Raw genomic sequence first — 18440 nt, forward strand, 5'->3', positions numbered from 1 at the left:
ACTCTCCGTCGTCTCATTTCGCGCCGACTATTGCGTGAGACGAATTGGACTTGCAATGGCGGCGGCATCAAGGCTGGGCTATAGGTGCAACTTTAGATCGTTGAGGAGATTGTTTCATGCCCGACAATTTGCCTACTCTCGACGTTCCCCCGGGCATTGTTGAGTTAAAGCATCCGCTGGAGAATTTCCGGGCGGCGTTGGGCGGAAGAGGGTCCGTGCGCGTGGTGGCGATGGGGTCGTCTTCGACTGCCGGACTTCGCAACGTCGTTCCCTATCCCGCGCGGCTCGAGCTGTATTTGAGAAAGCACTACAAGGATGATGATCCCCATCCGAAAATCCGGATCGACGTGTTCAACCGCGGCCAGGGCGGCGAGGAAGCGCCATTGGAGGTAGCTCGGTTCAAAGACGATATCTTTGCTGACGATCCTTGTCTGGTGCTCTGGCAGGTCGGGACCAACGCCGTGTTTCGCCAGAACGAGTTCAACTTCGATGAGGTGGTCACGAACATCGCCGGCGGATTGGCGCTCCTGCGCGATCACCCAACCATGGATGTTATACTGATCGACCCGCAATACGTGACGGCCATGCTGTTCGACGACAACGCCGATCTCGCGGAGAAGATGGTTTCGGCGATCCGAACCGCGGCGGAGAGTGCCGAGGTCAGCCTGTTCCAGCGTTGGGCGCTGATGCGTCACTGGCACGTGGTGAACAACACTTCGTTCGAGCAGTTGCTCGATCCGGAGGATGATCTGAAGCTGCATCAGAGCAATTGGAGCACCATGCAGGTATCGCTCGCCCTGACCAATTCCATCATCAAGGCCGCAACTCCGACGGCGTGAAGCGCCCCGCCGTCGCTCACGCCTGAAGATAGCGCTCTTTCAGCGCGGTCCGCTCGGCCGCGCCGAGCTTGAGGCCGTCGCGCAAGTAAGTTTCGAGATCGCCATAGTCGCGGCCGACGGAATCGAAAGCAGCATCGAGATAGGAGGCGTTGACCGAGCCGATCGCGTCGAGGACGTCGGCGGGCAGATCGGAGACGCTCGATACGTCGCGCCTGTAGTGGCGATTGGTCAGCAGATAATCCTCTGCAATGGTCTCCTGGGGCACGCCGAGCGAATGGAGGATCAGGGCGCTGGCGAAACCGGTGCGGTCCTTGCCGGCGGTGCAGTGGATCACGAGCGGGGCCCGGTCCTCCAGCAGATGGCCGAACAGCATGCGGAAGCTGGGCGTGTTGTGGCGGACATAATTGCGATAGGACTCGCGCATGAGCTCAAGCGCGACCGGCGCAGTCAGGGCGCCCCTGGCGAGCTCGGCGCGCAGCGAAGCCACTACCGTCGGCTCGATCGGCAGCGAATGGACGGTGATGTCGTCCACGACGCAGACGCCCGCCGCGCGCTCCTCGACGCCGCGGAAGTCGAATGCGCTTTTGACGCCGAGCGTGCGGACGATCGCGATGTCTTCGGCGGTGAGCTGGCCGAGATGGTTGGAGCGGAAGATCTGGCGCCAGCGCGTGGTGCGGCCGTCGCTTGTGGCGTAACCGCCGAGGTCGCGAAAGTTGCTGGCGCCTTGCAAAGCGAGGTGACGGGCAGGGGAGTCTGACATCGGAGCTGCTTTTGTTATGTTGCCGACGGACCATTACAGGGGGCGATGATGGGCTGGCACAAGACCATTATTTGGGGGATCACCATGCTAGCGGCTGGAATTTCCGGCGCACGGCAGGCCGATGCGCAGACGTTCCGAAACTACCGCTGCGCCGATGGTACGCAGTTCATTGCCGCGTTTTATGACGGCGACAAGCGTGCGTTCCTCCAGATCGACGGCGAGCCGATGACGCTTGCCAAGCGGTTGGCCATTTCGGGCGCGCGCTATTCGGGGGCCGGGATCACGCTGAGGATCGACAAGACTGGGGCCGCCATGGTCAAGCATCTGAAACGGCCGCTGACGACCTGCGCGGTGATCTGAGCCCGCAATCAGGTCCGGAATCAAAAAGGGTCGAAACCTCGTTGTTTCGACCCTTTTTCAAACTTCCGCCGAGCGTTTGAAAGAGCGCGTCGGTCTCAAACCAGACACTGGCACTAGCGTTCCCATGTGGGCTTTGCTTCGTCGACCGCGTCCTGGTGGTACCAGCTGTCGCTGCAGATCGAGACGTTCGCGGGAAGCGAAGCGTGATCGGCGGGGAAGCGGGTATCGCCATAGCGGCGTCCGGCGAGAGCCGCGCGGCCCCCGACGGGGAATTGGTAGATCTTCGCAGATTCGTGACTCAGTCCATTGTTCATCATTGCGATTTGCTCCTGGGTCGAAGCGCCTTGGCCTCCATGGTGCGCCCGACTCGTTCGATTGTGGTTACTGGAATCCCCATATCGGCCGCGCATCCCGACTTGGAAAGTGCTGAAAAGGAAATCAGTTCTCGCCTATTTTGTAGGCAGTCGACTGTCTGCATCCCTCAAGGCACCATGTCGGTGACTAACGCCTAGGCCATTCCAAAGGTTGCTAGGCAGGGGCGAGCGGCTTTGCGAAAGTTGCCGGACGTTGATGCGCGTTTCATCGGCAACCTCCGGCTGGGACCCGCGTGCTCCAGAATCAGGCGTTTTCCGCAGGATTTTTGCAGTGCAGCCTCACGTGAAGGTGCGCGTCTATGACGCACGTCGAGGGGACAGCTTTGCGCCGGCGGGCCGGCTCCGCCCACGGTGGAAAACCTCCCGCGCTGCGGCCTTTTGGCACGTAAAATGCTTGTATTGGGCCGGCCGATGATGGCCGGGTACAAACGTGCGGGGGCTCTCCACCCCACCTTTCGCATCATCTACAGAGAGGCTCAATGACCAAGTATAAGCTCGAGTACATCTGGCTCGACGGATATACGCCGACTCCGAACTTGCGCGGCAAAACTCAGATCAAGGAATTCGCGTCGTTCCCGACGCTCGAGCAGCTTCCGCTCTGGGGCTTCGATGGCTCCTCCACCCAGCAGGCCGAAGGCCACAGCTCGGATTGCGTGCTGAAGCCGGTCGCGGTGTTCCCGGATGGCGCCCGCACCAACGGCGTGCTGGTGATGTGTGAAGTCATGATGCCCGATGGCAAGACCCCGCACGCCTCGAACAAGCGCGCCACCATCCTCGACGATTCCGGCGCCTGGTTCGGTTTCGAGCAGGAATACTTCTTCTACAAGGACGGCCGTCCGCTCGGCTTCCCGACCTCCGGTTATCCGGCGCCGCAGGGCCCGTACTACACCGGCGTCGGCTTCTCCAACGTCGGCGACGTCGCCCGCAAGATCGTCGAAGAGCATCTCGACCTCTGCCTGGCTGCCGGCATCAACCATGAAGGCATCAACGCGGAAGTCGCGAAGGGCCAGTGGGAGTTCCAGATCTTCGGCAAGGGCTCCAAGAAGGCCGCTGACGAAATGTGGATGGCCCGCTACCTGATGCTGCGCCTGACCGAGAAATACGGCATCGACATCGAGTTCCACTGCAAGCCGCTCGGCGACACCGACTGGAACGGCTCGGGCATGCACGCCAACTTCTCCACCGAGTACATGCGTACGATCGGCGGCAAGGAGTACTTCGAGGCGCTGATGGCGGCCTTCGACAAGAACCTGATGGACCACATCGCCGTCTACGGCCCGGACAACGACAAGCGTCTGACCGGCAAGCACGAGACCGCGCCGTGGAACAAGTTCAGCTACGGCATTGCCGACCGTGGCGCGTCGATCCGCGTTCCGCACTCCTTCGTCAACAACGGCTACAAGGGCTATCTGGAAGACCGTCGTCCGAACTCGCAGGGCGACCCATACCAGATCGCTTCGCAGATCCTGAAGACGATCGCGTCCGTCCCGGCCGACAAGAAGGCCGCGGCTTAAAGATCCTCCCGGCCCGGGCCGGGGGCTGGCCCGGGTTGGCTTTCAAATCCGCCGGAGCTCAAAAGGCTCCGGCGGATTTTTGCATTCCGATGACAGTGCTCATTGTGGGTCTGGCGGCCATGCCGGCCTGGAGCCTGTCCATGTCAGCCCAAACCGGGATAGAGTGCCCGCAGGATGCGCGGGGCCGGGGACACGGCGGGTGTTTGAAGGCTTCTACAAGGTGCGATTTCAGCTCGGCGACAGTGTCGGCCGGAGCGTGATGCATGCCGGCAATGGCAAGATGCTCGGCGGCAATTCGGCGTTCGCCCATATCGGCACCTACGAGAAGACCGCAGTCGGCATCGACATCGTCATCAAGACCGTCCGCCACAACCCCGATCCGAACTACCGCGCCATGGCCGGCACCGACGATGCGACGTTGATCGCCAAGGGTTCTGCCGACGGTGATCTCTACCGCTTCAAGGGCGAGCTCAAGGAGTTGCCCGGGGTGCCCTTCCAGTCGCTGATGACGCCGATCACGGAAGACGAGATGCCGATCGCCGGCGGCGTCGGCGAGGCCGGGATCGTCGACGGCCTCTATTCGATTCAGCTCCGCATGCTCGACGGCGTCGACGGTGGGCTCACCGGCGTGATGCTGCTCAACCGGGGCCGCATCCTCGGCGGCGATGCCTCGTTCTATTACCTCGGCAGCTACACCGCGGCGAACGGCCGCTGGAAGGGGCAGATCCTCAACCAGGAGCACACGCCCGCCAAGGACGATCCGATCTTCGGGGGCCACGAGGTCGGCATCGGCTTCTCCGGCAGCTATGACGGCGAGGAGGCCGTGCTGGAAGCGACCGCGCTGGCCGGCAAGCGCAGCCTGCGCCTGACGGCTGCGCTCAAGTTGATGCATCGCGCCTGATCGTTCACGGGAATTGCACATGGAAAAAGTTCGCATGCTCTCGACGCTCGGCCTGATGGGCGCGATGCCTAGCCTGTCCTCCGCGTTCGAGGTGGCGAGCCGCATTCGGGTCGATGCCGACTTCGCGCCGACGCTGGCGTTGCTCAAGCGCCTGCGCGCCGGCGAGACTGCCGATCTCGTGATCCTCACGCGCGAGGGGCTCGACGAAATGATCGGCGAGGGCCGGGTGATCGCGGACAGCGCAGTTGACCTCGCGCGCTCCTATGTCGGCCTTGCCGTGCGGAACGGCGCAGCCCATCCCGACATCGCCAATGAGGCCGCGCTGCGCAAGACGCTGCTCGCGGCGCGATCCGTCGCCTATTCGCGGCTCGGCGCGAGCGGTGTGTACTTCGCCCAGCTGATCGTGCGGATGGGCATCGCGGCCGAGGTCAACGCCAAGGCGACCATCGTCGAGCAGGGCTTTACCGCCGAGCGGCTCGTCAGTGGCGAGGCCGACCTTGCCGTGCAGCAGATCAGCGAACTGAAGCAGGTCGAGGGCGTCGAGGTGATCGGCCCGGTCCCGCACGAGCTGCAGACGCCGGCGGTGTTCTCCGCCGGCCGCATGGCGGATGCGAAGCAGGCCGAGGCGGCGGACCGGCTGCTGCGCTATCTGGCATCGCCGGAGGTCGTGCCTGTGCTGCGGCAATCGGGACTCGAGCCTTGAAATTGGCGGGGCGCGGACGCAACGTGACGGCCATGCGGACTTGTCTCTTTGCCATCCTCGTTGCGCTTGCCGCGCCCGTCGCTGCGCATGCGCAATCGGCCGATCTCGTCCTGTGCGACCGCGTCGCCGCCGATCCGAGCGATCCCGACAAGCCGGCCGACGTGAAGGGCGCGCCTGACATCGCAGTCGCCGACGTCGCGACCGCGATCAAATTCTGCAAGCAGGCAGCAAGCTCGTCGCGCCGTGCGATGTTCGCGCTCGGCCGCGCCTATGCGGCTAACCGGCAGACGACTGAGGCGATCGCCGCCTGGCGCAAGGCGGCTGACAAGGGCTCCACCGCTGCGATGGTCGAGCTCGGTGTCGCCTACGGCACCGGGGCCGGCATCGCGAAGGATGAAGCACAAGCGCGAAAACTGTTCGAGAAGGCGGCGCAGGCTGGCAATCCCCGCGGCGTCTCCAACCTCGCGGCGCTCGGCAACGCCGGCGGTGGCGCGCCCGCCGATCCGGCGCAGGCGCGGACGCTGCTCGGCAAGGCCGCCGAGACCAACGCGGAGGCGCAGTACCAGCTCGGCCTGATGCTCGCCAGCGGCAATGGCGGCGAGAAGGACGATGTCGCGGCGCGCGCGCTGTTCGAGAAGGCGGCGGCGCAAAACCATCCCGGCGCGCTGGAGCGGATGGGCGCCTTCGCCGAGGGCGGCCGCGGCGGTCCGAAGGACAAGGATGCCGCAAAGGCCTATTACGAGCGTGCGGCTGCGCTTGGCGACGAGGACGCCAAGAAGGCGCTGGAGCGGTTGCGCTGTCCCTATGCGATCAAGGACAAGCAGGGCAAGCTCGTCACCACGCTGTGCTTCTAGAAAAGCCGAAAACAACCCCGTGCACAGTAGCCAAGTGGTTGAAATTCAAGGCAGCTAGATCTCGAAATCGTCAAATACGGATTTTACGAAATTTGCTTGACCCGTCGGGCAAAACAGGTGCATGCTGGTACCATGGCAAGATCGGCTCCCGCCCCTGCGCGGATAAGCCGGATGGCCTTGTTCTGAGGACGGTGCTATGTCGCCCGCGATTCTTTTTGATTTTGCGGGTTCAGGACATTGCTCGACGGACTCTACAAGGTTGAATACGGCATCAACGGCGCCTTCGGCCGCAGCATCATGTGCCTGCACGACGGCAAGATGCTGGGCGGCAATTCCGCCTTTGCGCATCTCGGCAGCTACGACGTCAAGGACGGCGTGATCGAAGCCGAGGTCATCACCGAGCGCCACAATGACGACCCCAATTTCAAGCCGTTGATGGGCGCCGACGTTACCGGGATCAAGGTGCGCGGCCGAACGGAGGGATCGACGATCCTGCTGGAGGGCAAGGCGGACGCGATGCCCGATGGCGTGTTCTGGGCCAACCTCGCGCCGCTCGACGACGAGGCACTGTCGCCGCGCGGCGCGATCGGGCAGGGCAGCATCGCCAACGGGCTCTACGCGATGCAGCTGCGCGCGCTCGACGGCGTCGATGCCGGCCTCTCCGGCGTGATGCTGTTGATCGACGGCCGCATCCTCGGTGGGGACGCGTTCTTCTACTACCTCGGCTCTTACTCGTCGGCGGACGGCCGCTGGAAAGGCGAGATGCTGAACCAGGAGCACACGCCGGCAAAGGGCGATAATCCCGTCTTCGGCGGCTACGAGGTCGGGATCGGCTTCTCCGGGACCTGCACGGAAGACAGCGGCGAGCTCGAAGGCATGGCACTCGCGGGAAAGCGCAGTTTGCGGCTGGCGGCCTCGCTCAAGTTGATGCGACGGGCGTAAGCGGTGTGCTCTCAAGGCCCTCGCGGCTGCCTTGCTGTCAGCTGGCGACATTAAAGCCTAGCGTCTGGATATCGGCTTGGGTCGGCATCGGACTCATGCATCGTGGCAAATTGCGTACTATTCGATCACCTCGTTTGCACGTGCGAGCAGACCTGCCGGTAAGTTCACGCCGAGAGTTCTTGCCGTCTTGAGGTTGGCTGCCAACCATAGTTCGCTTGGAAATTCGATGGGCAGGTCACCCGGTCGAACACCTCTGAGAATCTTGTCTACAAAATAGGCCGCGCGGCGATAGCACCAGCGCAGATCAACGCCATAGCTGACGAGCCCTCCGTGCATAACGTGCTCGCGATATCCGAAGACGGTCGGCAGCCGCTTTTCAAGGGCGACAGCGCTTATGAGCTCGCTCATGTTAAGTAACAGGTTGGTCTGAAGGACAACGGCGACATCGACATCTTCGTTTGCCAGCGCAGCAAGCGCATTCGGGATATCCTTCGCCGTGCTGGTATCGGCGTCTACCACGCTGAGGTTTAAAACCCTGCAAGCCGCCTTCAGGTCGCCGACTTGAGGGGGCCCTTTGGGATCATTCACGTTGGTAAGCAGTCCGACGCGCCGCGCCGACGGCAAGATTTCTCGCGCGAGTTCGATCTGCTTGGCGGGCAATCCCGCGATGTAGGGCTCGATGCCCGTTACGTTTCCTCCTGGGCGAGCTTCACTGGCGATCAGGCCAAGATGAATCGCGTCCGCAAGCGCGGCACAGACAATCGGTATTGTCGATGATGCCTTTCGGGCCGCGACGGCTTCGAGTGTTGCAGGCGCAGCGATGATATCGGGTTTGACCGTAGCCACCAGCTCCTCGATGGATGGTATCCGGTCCCGGAAGATGTCGGTTCGACGAATGATATCAATGTTACGTCCTTGCTCGTAACCGAACTCCAAGAGTCCCTTAACAAAATTGCCAAATGTCAAATCCACTATGAATTGAGGTGTCTTTACGCCCGGAGGCGCGGCTCCTACCCAAGCGATAAGCGGACGTTTGAGCACAGATTGCGCGTTCGAGCCTCGACCAAATGATGTCGATGCGACTGCTGCAGCGCCACAAAGTCCAAAACGCCCGATGAACTCTCGCCGTCGCATGTGCCCTCCAAGGACACGTTCAAGAATGGAAACATTAGCACATGCGGCGGAGCGGTTAAGGGCACTTTTTGATTTGGAAGCTATCGATGGGCCGCGGCTCGGCGCAGAAAAATCGCGGGAGTCTGCAGTGAGTCGAAAGCGGCTGCGCTGCATTGGCCGTCGGTGGTCTGGCAACAGTCCAATAGCCGTCATCAACAGCGTCTGACGCGAAGGTCTTCTAAAGGTCCACAACTGCGCTCATCCAGCTCTCGGCGGGCTACCCTCGTGTCCCGCCGAGCCGAGTCCTTTCCTGAGCAGGTCGCATTCGTCGCTATGGGCTGGTCTTGATCACCTGTGGGACCTTCCAGCTCGTAGGATGGGTTGAGCCCTTGCGAAACCCATCGCCAACCTGACGCGCCATATCGAAGACCGCCTTCGGACTGATCGTCCGCCCAGTCGACCGGATCGTGACCGAGCTCGGCGTGACGGTGAAACGAAGACGATACCCAATCTCGCACGCGTTTCACCCGAGCATGCTCGACCGGGTTGGTACGCGGTCATGACGGAATGCCATCACGAAACAAGAACGATGGGTTTCGCAAGGGCTCAACCCATCCTACAAGCTAGCTGCTGCGCTTCCGCAGCCGACGTCTGAGCCAGGGCGGGCATGGCGAGTGTGACGCTGGATAGAAGACTGCCCGCAAAAGCAAAAGACGTGAATGAACGTCGCGCAGTAATCATGGGTCTGACTCTCCTATTGCGAATTCAACTTCATTCGTGGCCGCCGTCGGTCGCCACCAATTAAAATCGGTTGCCCCACGTAGAACTTTGACTTGGATCAAACGTATCTTGTTCGCACCTGCTGAAGGGGCGGTCATCCTGCGCAAATCGCCGCCGCGCATCGGTTAGTGCCTCCGTTGAGGCGCTGACCAAGCTTCCTCACGATCTCTCTCTCGCAGATCGTTGACGTATTTCTCGATGACGCGGCGCGCCTCTTCCTTCGCGAAAGCGCGGGAGGTCGTTCTTCCTGGTTATAATGCTGGGTCTTCTTCGGATGTTTCATGCCTGGATCGGCGAGGCGAGCCGGACTGCAGCTATTGATCTAAGTCAAACAACTGTTCAGCCGCGCACGAGGATGCACTGAGGTCCTAGGAAGCGCTTTACAAGCGGCTTCCATTCTTCTTACCGTCTGCTTACATCGCAGCTCTGCTAAGGTGCGATCGTACCGCAGGAGGGCGCATATGCTTTACTGCTTTTCGGACTTCACGCTGGATACGGACCGGCGGGAGCTGCGGCAGGGAGCTGAGACGATCTCTGTTTCGCCGCAGGTATTCGACCTTCTGAACTATTTGATCCGCAACAGGGAACGTGTCGTCAGTAAGGATGAGCTCATCGCTGGCGTTTGGAATGGTCGCATCGTCTCGGATGCCGCGCTAACGACGCGCATCAGTGGTGCTCGGTGTGCAATCGGCGATACGGGTGAGAGACAGCACCTGATCAAGACACTCTCGCGCAAGGGCTTCCGTTTCGTTGGCAAGGTTCAGGAAGGGGCAGGAGCCGTAACCGGCGCCTTTGGCTCTGTGGAGCAGGACGACGAGGCAGCGCCGAGACCGCTTTCGCGACGCCACCTTTCAATCGTCGTTTTGCCCTTCGCCAACCTTAGCGGAGATCCCGAGCAAGACTATTTCGCTGATGGCGTGACCGAGAGTTTGACCACGGATTTGTCGCGCATCTCAGGCTCGTTCGTCATTGGGCGACACACTGCATTCACCTACAAAGGCAAGGCAGCCGATCTCAAGCAGATTGGTCGTGAGCTAAATGTTCGGTACGCGCTGGAAGGTTCTGTGCAGCGCGCCGGTGATCGACTTCGCGTGAACGTTCAGCTCGTGGACGCGGAGACTTGCGCCCATCTTTGGGCGGACCGATTTGATAAGCCTATTGCCGATCTGTTCGATATGCAGGACGAGATCGTATCGCGTCTCGCCAATACGCTCGACGCGCAGCTCACTGAGCAGGAGGCCAGGCGGTCAGAACGTTCTCCGCACCCCAATTCGATGGACTTGTATTTCCAAGGTAAAGCTTTGTTGCACAAAGGATGGACGTCCGAATGCGTGCTACAAGCGCGGGATATTTTTGAAAGGGCCTTAACTCGCGATCACAAGAATGTCGACGCGATGGTCTGGATGGCGGGCGTCGAATTGATACTTGGTGTGAGCTACATGGATGACGACCGGACCGCGCATTTCGCAGCGGCCGAGTCGATATCAATAAAGGCGCTATCCCTCGCGCCCAACCATGCCTATGCCCACCTGGTCCTGGGCATTGCGCAAAATTGCACAAACCGCGCCGTTCAGGGTATCGCTGAATTCGAGAAAGCGTTGGCGTTGGATCACAATTTGGCCGAGGCGCATGCGCAGATTGGCAGCGCTAAGTTGAACATGGGTTGCGGTGCAGAGACTGAGGCCCATATCAAGGAAGCGTTTCGCCTCTCTCCTCGCGATGTCTTCGCCCATCGCTGGCTCATGATAATCGGCTTTGCCAAGCTGCATGTTAACGCGGATGCTGAAGCCGTCGGCTATTTCCGCCGCAGCATCGAGGCCAACCGGAATGACGTCAACGCGCATTTTGGGCTGACCGCCGCGCTCGCGCTGGTTGGCTCGCTGGATGAGGCGAAAGCCGCTGCACAGACGCTGCTTGCGCTCGTTCCGAGCTTCACCCTCCGCCGCCTCCGAAACGCCACTTACAGTGACAACCCAGTTTACCTCGCCTGGGGCAAGCGCATCTTTCAGGGCCTGCGGCTGGCGGAAGTGCCGGAGGGGTGATGTCGGAAATGGGGTCATTAGCTGCCGGTGCCGGCCAACAAGGGCGACTTCCGCTTTAACCCCGGAAGCTGACATTCAAGAATGCCCGCGCCAGCCCTATCACGGCGCAGGGCACGCCGCTCCGGTCTTCACCCACGCCTCCACCAGCGCACCGGCTTGCTCCTGTGTGCCGGGCGCCGGCGCGCGGCCGAAGCCGGGCTTCCAGGCCCAGCCGACCAGCGTGTCCTTGCCGATATGGTCGATCAACTCTTCCACCTTGCGGCCGCCGTTGCGGGCGGGGTCTCTGATTTGCTCGCAGATCTCGCCGACCGTCTTGCCCTCCCAGGCCATCTCGCGCGGGGCGAGGTGCCATTCGCGATGGCCGGGAATGCGGCCGGGCTCGTAATTGGCCTTCTGGTGGCAGGTGTGGCAGCGCATTGCCTCGGGGCCATGGCCGTCTGCGCCGCGCGTCACCGGCGGCTGATGCAGGCGGGGATTGTCGCCCTGGCGCGGGCTGTCGCCGGCCGGATGGCAATTGGTGCAGCGCGGATGCGTCAGCACTTTTCCGAGCTCCGTGAAGATCGCGGCCGAGCGCTTTTCGGTGTCGGCGATACCAGCAAAACTTTCGGGCGAGGCGAGGCCGTGGCTCGTCGTGTCCGATGCCGCGTAGCCGGCGCACAGGCTGCTCGTCAGCGCCGCCATCGCGGCCATGATCTTGACGCGCGTGGTGATCATCGTTGGCGCACTCATTTGGTGGCGACGAGATAGCGGCTGGAATCGGCGAGGATCACGTCGCGCACCGCCTCGTGATATTTGATGTAGCCGGTGCAGCGGCACAGATGCCCGTCGAGCGCGTCCGCAATGGTCTGCTCCAGCGCCTCGCGGGCGACCGGCGCGCGCGCGAGGCGTTCGAGCAGCACCTGTCCTTCGTTGAGGAAGCCGGCGGTGCAATAGCCGCACTGGAAGGCGAAATGATCGATGAAGGCCTGTTGCAGGGCCGAGAGTTGGCCGTCGTTCGCATGTCCTTCGACGGTGCGGATCGACTTGCCGTCGAAATTCACGGCGGGCGCGACGCAGGTCGGACTAGTGTAGCTCGAGCCATCGGGCTCGTCGACGATGATGGCGCAGCTCAGGCACTGCGCGGCGCCGCAGCCGAACTTGGTGCCGGTCATGCCGAGCATCTCGCGCAGGAAATCGTTCATCGAGAGATCGTCGCGGACGTCCATCGGGCCATGCTTCCGGCCGTTGATCGTGAGGCTGAGGGTCGTCACGCCAAAACTCCCTTCAAGAGGCTGGCCGTGACCGGCAGGGCGCGGAAACGGTGGCCGGTGGCGTCGTGGATGGCGTTGACCAGCGCCGGCACGATCGGGATCATGACGACTTCGGCCATGCCCTTGGGCGCTTCGTCAGGTGTGAGCGGCTTCAGCATCTCGATCTCGAGATCGCGCAAGGGAAGATCCGAGCCGCGCGCGACCAGGTAACGGCCGAGATTCCACTCGCCGTTGCCGGGGCCGCCCTCAAACGGAGGCAGTGTTTCCAACAGCGCGTAGCCGACGCCCATGGCGAAGCCGCCGTGGGACTGTCCCATCACCACCTCGGGCACCAACGCGGTGCCGCATTCGAACACGCTGTAGGCCTTGGCGATGCGGATCGCGCCGGTGGCGCGCGCGATCTCGACGCGGACGAGCGTGCCGCACATCGAGGTGTAGGCGGTGCCGATGCGATTGTTGTCGGTCGGCGGGAACTTGACGCTGACGCGATTGACCCGCTCGAACTTGGTGTTGCCGCGGCGGATCGCGAGCGCGTCGATCTCGGCGCGATATTGCTCGCCGAACAGGGGAAATCGCGCGCGCGACCAGGCCCAGCGCGAAAAGCTGTGCGCGACCGCGCCGGTGACGAAGCCGCGCGCATGCGCGGTTGCAGCGAGCGTCGGCAGCGCCAGCGGATCGAGGCCGGCCATCGTCAGCTGGCCGTTCTGCCAGCTCGCATTGGCCCATTGCCGCGCGCGCGGATCGGTCTTGGGAATGCCCCACAGCTCCAGCGCAGCGGGCCACAGGCCAAAGCGGAAGATCACGCGGGCAGCCTCGGATGACGAGTGCGTGCCGACATGGGCGCCGATCGAGGCCGATGTCGCCGAGGAGATCGAGGGCACCCAGCGCGGGTTCTTTTCCGCGGCGTCCTGGGTCCTCTGGTCCATCGTGTAGGGATCGCCCGATGTGACCAGGCCGAGCACGTCGTAGCTGTCGACGCGTGCGACCGAGACTTCGTCGGCAATGCCGCCGAGATGGCTCGCGACGCGGTTCGCCAGCGCCGTGCCGATGCCGTTGCCCATCTCGACATGGTCGCAGAAGATCGCGATCTTGCCGTCGGCGCCGAGCTCGACGCGGCCAAGCGAACAGTCCGCGCCGGAGCCGTAGTCCTTGGTGACGCAGGCCACACCGGTACCGACCAGCCGGTCGCCCGTGGTCTGCCGGAGCTGCGCGCGCCGCTGCCAGATCGGATGCTTTTCGAGCTTGTCGAGGATTTCCGGCGTGCGCACCGAGACGATGTAGGGATTGCCGGTCATGGTCCGGCCGTTCTGCTTCAAGGCATTGCGGCGGCGGAATTCGATCGGGTCGAGCTGGAGCTCGGAGGCCGCTTCGTCGATCAGCGCTTCGAGCGCGGTCATGGTCTGCAGCGTGCCGTAGCCGCGCATCGAGCCGGCGGTGACGCCGCGCGAATGCAGCGCGATCGTGGTGACGTCGACCTTGGGGATGTCGTAGATGCCGATCGCGCCGGTGGCTGCGACCACCGCGACGTTGGCGGAGAAGTTCTGCAGCCCGCCGCCGTCGAGCACGTGGTCGGCGGCGAAGGCCTTGATCAGGCCGGTCGAACGGTCGATGCCGATGCGCGAGCGCATCTTGATCGGGTGGCGTTTGATGCCGCCCTGGAATTGCTGGTAGCGATCGTGGGCCAGCCGCACCGGCTTGCCCGGAAAGCAGATCGCAGCCAGCGCGACATAGAGAATGAATGGCGTGTGATCACGCCCGCCGAAGCCGCCGCCGACATGGGCGAACTGCGCGTTGATGTGCGAGGGCTTGTAAGGCGCGCGAGCCTTGCCGAGCAGGTGCGCGAGCGACTCCGCGGCCTCATAGGGCGACTGCACGCCGAGCACGAGCTCGAGATTGCCGCCCTTATTGCCTTCCTTGCCGGCGTACCAGGCGAGCCCGCATTCCGGCTCCAGGAACATCGGGTCGACCGATTGGGTCTCGAACTCGCGGTCGAGCACGAGCAGAGAGGCGTTGTCCGCGGCCAACTCAGAGCGGATCTGCTCGCCAAGCTTGGCCGCCTTGACGTAATCGGCCGGCATCTCCCTGGCGAGCGGCGACCACACGGGCAGTGCGGCGCTCTGCACCTTCTTCGGCGAGACCCAGCCGGCCTGGATCGGCGAATAGACGTCGGGCTTGTCGGGCGAGGGGCCTGCGACGCGGGTAAAGCGATAGGAGCCGTAATCGGGCGCGATCACCGGGCCGGTTTCTTCGCCGAATTTGACGAAGGTGCCGTCGCGCAACACGAGCCGCGCCTGGTCGAAAGCGTCGAATGTCTCGAAGATCAAAAGCGCGACCGGCTGGCCGAGATAAAGCGGCGTCTTGCCGAGCGGGCAGAACAGATCGCCGGCATAGAACTCCGGCACCTCCGTGCCGATGCGGTCGAGATCGCTGGCGGTGACGACGACCGACGGCTTGAGCGGTCCCGACAGGCGGGCGAGGTCGATGCCGGTGTAGACATGGGTGGCGTCATTGGCGCGCACCAAAATCGCGTGCGAGGTGGTCTGCGGCCAGCCGGGCATATCATTGGCGCGGAAGTCGGAGGCGTAGAGCTTTGCGCCGGTGACTTTTGCGGCGCCGTCGACGCGGCCTGCGCCTTTGGTCGCGGGATTGAAGTTGCCGCGTCCGGGGAGCGTCTCATGGGCCGCGAAGGGCGCGCTGGCCGCCGAAGCAAGATGCGACAGGCTGACCGAGATGCCGCCCGCCGATAACCACTTCACGAACGCGCGTCGCGAGGGCCGCATGATCTCGTCCTTGTACAAGGTCTCTTGGGGCACAAGATGCTGACGGCATCGCCGGCAGAAATACGCGCCAACGCTGGCCTGAAGCTGTCATGATTCGCTCTGCGCGAATAGAACAGGGCGGTCGTTTACGAGAGGTGAAGGCGGCTGCCACGCACGCAGCCGCCTCTCATCTGGCGCAAGGATTTACTTGAGGTCGACGATCGTCGCGGGGCCGGCGCCGGGCGTGACCAAGGTCGGCCATTGCCTGGAGCCGAACGGAACCAGCGGCGGCAGGAACGGCGTCATGCCGCGCTTTCCTGTCTCGGCGATGATGGCGGCACGGGCGTCGCCTCCCATCAGCTCGTAGTCCATCAAATGATAATTGCCGAAGAACAGCGCCCCGACCGAGCGGTCCGCGATGATCCGCGTCAGCGATTCCAGCATGTCCGATGGCGTCGTGGTGAACGAGACCGTCTCGATCAGCAGCAGGCGCGAGTTGATGGCGTCGGGGCCGAAGAACTGCGCGAGCACGCTGAAGATCACGTTGTTCTGCCGCGCGACGTAGATGGTGTTGCTGGCGGCATAGGTCTTCGCCCAGTCGGGACCAAGCTGCGTCTTCCAGTCGGCCAGCACGCCCATCCAGTGCGCGACCTGGGTCTGCGCCGCCCACGCGACGTTTTTGGCAAGAAACGGGGCCTGCCGCTTGCCGAAGGCCTCAAGCTTGGCGAACGGGATGACGCCGCTCGCGAGGCATTCGTCCATGAAGGCGATGTTGTTCTTCAGGATGGTGCGGTTGTTGTCCCGCCAGTCGGCCTGCATCGGCGTGGCGTCGATGCTGTCCAGCGCCGACTGCATCCGGCTGCGAAAGGCCAGCATCGCGCCGCGCCAGGATTTGTTGTCGGGATTGTCGACATAGGGGCCGACGACCTCGGCCAGCGCCATGGTGCTGTGGCCGACCGATTTCAGCAGCTGATAGACGATCGGCACCTGCGGCGCGTCGAGCGGCGGCTGGCCTGGCCGATAGAGGATCAGCCGTCCGCCGGCGCCGGAGAACAGGCCGAGGATCAGGGGGTGCTTGTCGAGGATGTTCTTCTGGAAGACCTTGGCAGCATCGCCATAGAGCTCGAACATCGCCGTGTTCAGTGCAAGCACGTCCCTGGTGGCGACATCGCCCGGTGCGGCGTTGGTCTTGCCGGAAATCGGCGCCATGTAGTCGGGCAGGGTCTGGGCGATTGCGGCCTGGCCGCCGAGCATCAGTGCGGCGGCCATCGCCAGGCCAAAGCGAGTTTTCATCAGCAGTCCCCCCAAGGTGCATTTTCAGCTCTACGGACGTCCGTCAGAATCGCAGGACGGCGCTGTCAGCGCTTCTGGCCGAAAATTGCTAAGGATTTGTCAGGAAGGGACAAACCCGGGGTCGGCCGGGCTTCCCCTGGGGGCCGGCATGGCCTATTACGCTGCAACGCAAAATTCCCCCAAAAGAACCCCATGATCCGCCTCGACAACGTCAGCAAGCAAGCCGGCCACCAGATCCTGTTCATCGAAGCCTCCGCCGCCCTCAACAAGGGCGAGAAGATTGGGCTCGTCGGCCCGAACGGCGCCGGAAAGACCACCCTGTTCCGGATGATCGCCGGCGAGGAACTGCCCGACGAAGGGCAGGTGTCCACCGACCGCGGCATCACCATCGGCTATTTCAACCAGGACGTCGGCGAGATGTCCGGCCGCAGCGCCGTGGCCGAGGTGATGAATGGCGCGGGTCCCGTCAGCGAGGTCGCGGCCGAACTGCGCCAGCTCGAGGCCGACATGGCCGACCCCGACAAGGCCGACCAGATGGACGAGATCATCGCCCGTTATGGCGAGGTGCAGCACGCCTTCGAGGAGCTCGACGGCTACGCGCTCGACGGCCGCGCGCGCGAAGCGCTGTCCGGCCTCGGCTTCAGCCAGGAGATGATGGACGGCGACGTCGGCAAGCTCTCCGGCGGCTGGAAGATGCGCGTGGCGCTGGCGCGTATTCTTTTGATGCGCCCCGACGTGATGCTGCTCGACGAGCCGAGCAACCACCTCGATCTGGAAAGCCTGATCTGGCTGGAAAAGTTCCTGCACGACTACGAAGGCACGCTGCTGATGACCTCGCATGACCGCGAGTTCATCAACCGCGTGATCTCCAAAGTGGTCGAGATCGATTCCGGCTCGCTCACCACCTACACCGGCAATTACGAGTTCTACGAGCAGCAGCGCGCGCTGAACGAGAAGCAGCAGCAGGCGCAGTTCGAACGCCAGCAGGCGATGCTTGCGAAAGAGATCAAGTTCATCGAGCGTTTCAAGGCGCGCGCTTCCCATGCAGCTCAAGTGCAGAGCCGGGTCAAGAAGCTCGACAAGATCGAGCGGGTCGAGCCGCCGCGCCGCCGCCAGACGATTGCCTTCGACTTCCTGCCGGCGCCGCGCTCGGGCGAGGATGTCGTCGCCTTGAAGAACGTGTTCAAGGGCTATGGCAGCAAGCGGATCTATGACGGGCTGGATTTCATGATCCGCCGCCGGGAGCGCTGGTGCGTGATGGGCGTCAACGGCGCCGGCAAGTCGACGCTGCTCAAGCTCGTTGCGGGCGCGAGCGAGCCCGACGAGGGCACGGTGGCGGTCGGCGGCAGCGTCAAGATGGGCTATTTCGCCCAGCACGCGATGGATCTCCTCGACGGCGAGCGCACCGTGTTCCAGTCGCTGGAAGACCAGTTTCCGACCGCGGGGCAGGGATCCTTGCGCGCGCTCGCCGGCTGCTTCGGCTTCTCCGGCGACGACGTCGAGAAGCGCTGCCGCGTGCTCTCAGGCGGCGAGAAGGCGCGCCTGGTGATGGCAAAAATGCTGTTCGACCCGCCGAACTTCCTGGTGCTGGACGAGCCGACCAACCACCTCGACCTCGCCACCAAGGAAATGCTGATCACTGCGCTGTCGGATTTCGAGGGCACCATGCTGTTCGTCTCGCATGACCGCCATTTCCTGGCGACGCTGTCGAACCGCGTGCTCGAGCTGACGCCGGAAGGCATCCACCAGTTCGGCGGCGGCTACACCGAATACGTCGCGCGCACCGGGCAGGAAGCGCCGGGGTTGCGGAGCTAGCGCTGGGCCTCGGACCCCGCAACGACGCAGCTCTCGTAGGGTGGGCAAAGGCGCACTTGCGCCGTGCCCACCATCTCGTTCTGATCTGCGGCAGATCGTGGGCACGCTGCGCTTTGCCCATCCTACAAGATCCGGCCGCGT

The 18440-nt window shown here is 63.2% G+C and carries 16 protein-coding genes; 9 read left to right on the plus strand and 7 right to left on the minus strand.

The features are described 5' to 3' along the window. The first annotated feature begins 116 nt into the window (after positions 1-116). The gene (locus K3F49_RS19800; protein ID WP_234682626.1) at positions 117-839 is read left to right on the plus strand and encodes an SGNH/GDSL hydrolase family protein; all 723 of its coding nucleotides are present in this window, start codon (positions 117-119) and stop codon (positions 837-839) included. 16 nt (positions 840-855) lie between these two features. Here the strand turns inward: K3F49_RS19800 and K3F49_RS19805 are convergent, their stop codons facing one another. Beyond that, positions 856-1599, minus strand: a complete 744-nt coding sequence (locus tag K3F49_RS19805; RefSeq protein ID WP_234682627.1) for a tyrosine-protein phosphatase — start codon at positions 1597-1599, stop codon at positions 856-858. 48 nt (positions 1600-1647) lie between these two features. Between K3F49_RS19805 and K3F49_RS19810 the strand changes: the two genes are divergently transcribed. After that, the gene (locus tag K3F49_RS19810) at positions 1648-1959 is read left to right on the plus strand and encodes an MliC family protein (protein ID WP_234682628.1); all 312 of its coding nucleotides are present in this window, start codon (positions 1648-1650) and stop codon (positions 1957-1959) included. A 113-nt stretch (positions 1960-2072) separates the two neighbouring features. On the opposite strand, the gene K3F49_RS19815 is transcribed toward K3F49_RS19810, so the two are convergent. Further along, positions 2073-2276: a DUF2735 domain-containing protein gene (locus K3F49_RS19815; protein ID WP_234682629.1), complete on the minus strand. Its 204-nt coding sequence runs from the start codon at positions 2274-2276 to the stop codon at positions 2073-2075. A gap of 536 nt (positions 2277-2812) precedes the next feature. Here K3F49_RS19815 and K3F49_RS19820 point away from each other — a divergent pair. The 5 genes from K3F49_RS19820 to K3F49_RS19840 all read left to right on the plus strand — a co-directional run bounded on the left by K3F49_RS19820 (position 2813) and on the right by K3F49_RS19840 (position 7247). Then, complete coding sequence (locus K3F49_RS19820; RefSeq protein WP_234682630.1) at positions 2813-3847, plus strand: glutamine synthetase beta-grasp domain-containing protein; 1035 nt, start codon at positions 2813-2815, stop codon at positions 3845-3847. A 199-nt stretch (positions 3848-4046) separates the two neighbouring features. Further along, a complete protein-coding gene (locus tag K3F49_RS19825; protein ID WP_234682631.1) occupies positions 4047-4748 on the plus strand; it encodes a GrlR family regulatory protein in 702 nt (233 codons plus the stop codon). A gap of 19 nt (positions 4749-4767) precedes the next feature. Further along, on the plus strand, positions 4768-5451 hold the full coding sequence (locus K3F49_RS19830) for a substrate-binding domain-containing protein (RefSeq protein WP_234682632.1): 684 nt from the start codon (positions 4768-4770) through the stop codon (positions 5449-5451). Between the two features lie 32 nt (positions 5452-5483). Continuing rightward, entirely contained in the window at positions 5484-6305 is an 822-nt protein-coding gene (locus tag K3F49_RS19835) for a tetratricopeptide repeat protein (protein ID WP_234682633.1), read from the plus strand. A 237-nt stretch (positions 6306-6542) separates the two neighbouring features. Then, positions 6543-7247, plus strand: a complete 705-nt coding sequence (locus K3F49_RS19840) for a hypothetical protein (protein ID WP_234682634.1) — start codon at positions 6543-6545, stop codon at positions 7245-7247. 117 nt (positions 7248-7364) lie between these two features. Here the strand turns inward: K3F49_RS19840 and K3F49_RS19845 are convergent, their stop codons facing one another. Further along, positions 7365-8381, minus strand: coding sequence for an ABC transporter substrate-binding protein (locus K3F49_RS19845; protein WP_234682635.1), 1017 nt, complete (start codon positions 8379-8381; stop codon positions 7365-7367). A 1220-nt stretch (positions 8382-9601) separates the two neighbouring features. Between K3F49_RS19845 and K3F49_RS19850 the strand changes: the two genes are divergently transcribed. Beyond that, on the plus strand, positions 9602-11182 hold the full coding sequence (locus tag K3F49_RS19850) for a winged helix-turn-helix domain-containing tetratricopeptide repeat protein (protein WP_234682636.1): 1581 nt from the start codon (positions 9602-9604) through the stop codon (positions 11180-11182). Between the two features lie 99 nt (positions 11183-11281). Here K3F49_RS19850 and K3F49_RS19855 read toward each other — a convergent pair whose 3' ends face one another. From K3F49_RS19855 to K3F49_RS19870, 4 genes are all read right to left on the minus strand, one after another. Then, complete coding sequence (locus K3F49_RS19855; protein WP_234682637.1) at positions 11282-11896, minus strand: Isoquinoline 1-oxidoreductase subunit; 615 nt, start codon at positions 11894-11896, stop codon at positions 11282-11284. Positions 11897-11907: 11 nt separating this feature from the next. After that, positions 11908-12432 (minus strand): (2Fe-2S)-binding protein, encoded by a 525-nt coding sequence (locus K3F49_RS19860; RefSeq protein WP_234682638.1) that lies wholly within the window; start codon positions 12430-12432, stop codon positions 11908-11910. Further along, on the minus strand, positions 12429-15212 hold the full coding sequence (locus tag K3F49_RS19865) for a xanthine dehydrogenase family protein molybdopterin-binding subunit (protein ID WP_234682639.1): 2784 nt from the start codon (positions 15210-15212) through the stop codon (positions 12429-12431). The genes K3F49_RS19860 and K3F49_RS19865 overlap by 4 nt, the downstream gene beginning before the upstream one ends. Before the next feature lie 183 nt (positions 15213-15395). Further along, positions 15396-16484 carry a hypothetical protein gene (locus K3F49_RS19870; protein ID WP_234682640.1) on the minus strand — a complete coding sequence of 363 codons (1089 nt, stop codon included), beginning with the start codon at positions 16482-16484 and terminating at the stop codon, positions 15396-15398. Positions 16485-16676: 192 nt separating this feature from the next. On the opposite strand from K3F49_RS19870, the gene K3F49_RS19875 reads away from it, so the two are divergent. Next, positions 16677-18299 (plus strand): ABC-F family ATP-binding cassette domain-containing protein, encoded by a 1623-nt coding sequence (locus tag K3F49_RS19875; RefSeq protein ID WP_234682641.1) that lies wholly within the window; start codon positions 16677-16679, stop codon positions 18297-18299. The last annotated feature ends 141 nt before the right edge of the window (positions 18300-18440 follow it).

Origin of the sequence: Bradyrhizobium monzae (assembly GCF_021458635.1) — a bacterium.
In the GTDB taxonomy this organism is placed as follows: Bacteria; Pseudomonadota; Alphaproteobacteria; order Rhizobiales; family Xanthobacteraceae; genus Bradyrhizobium.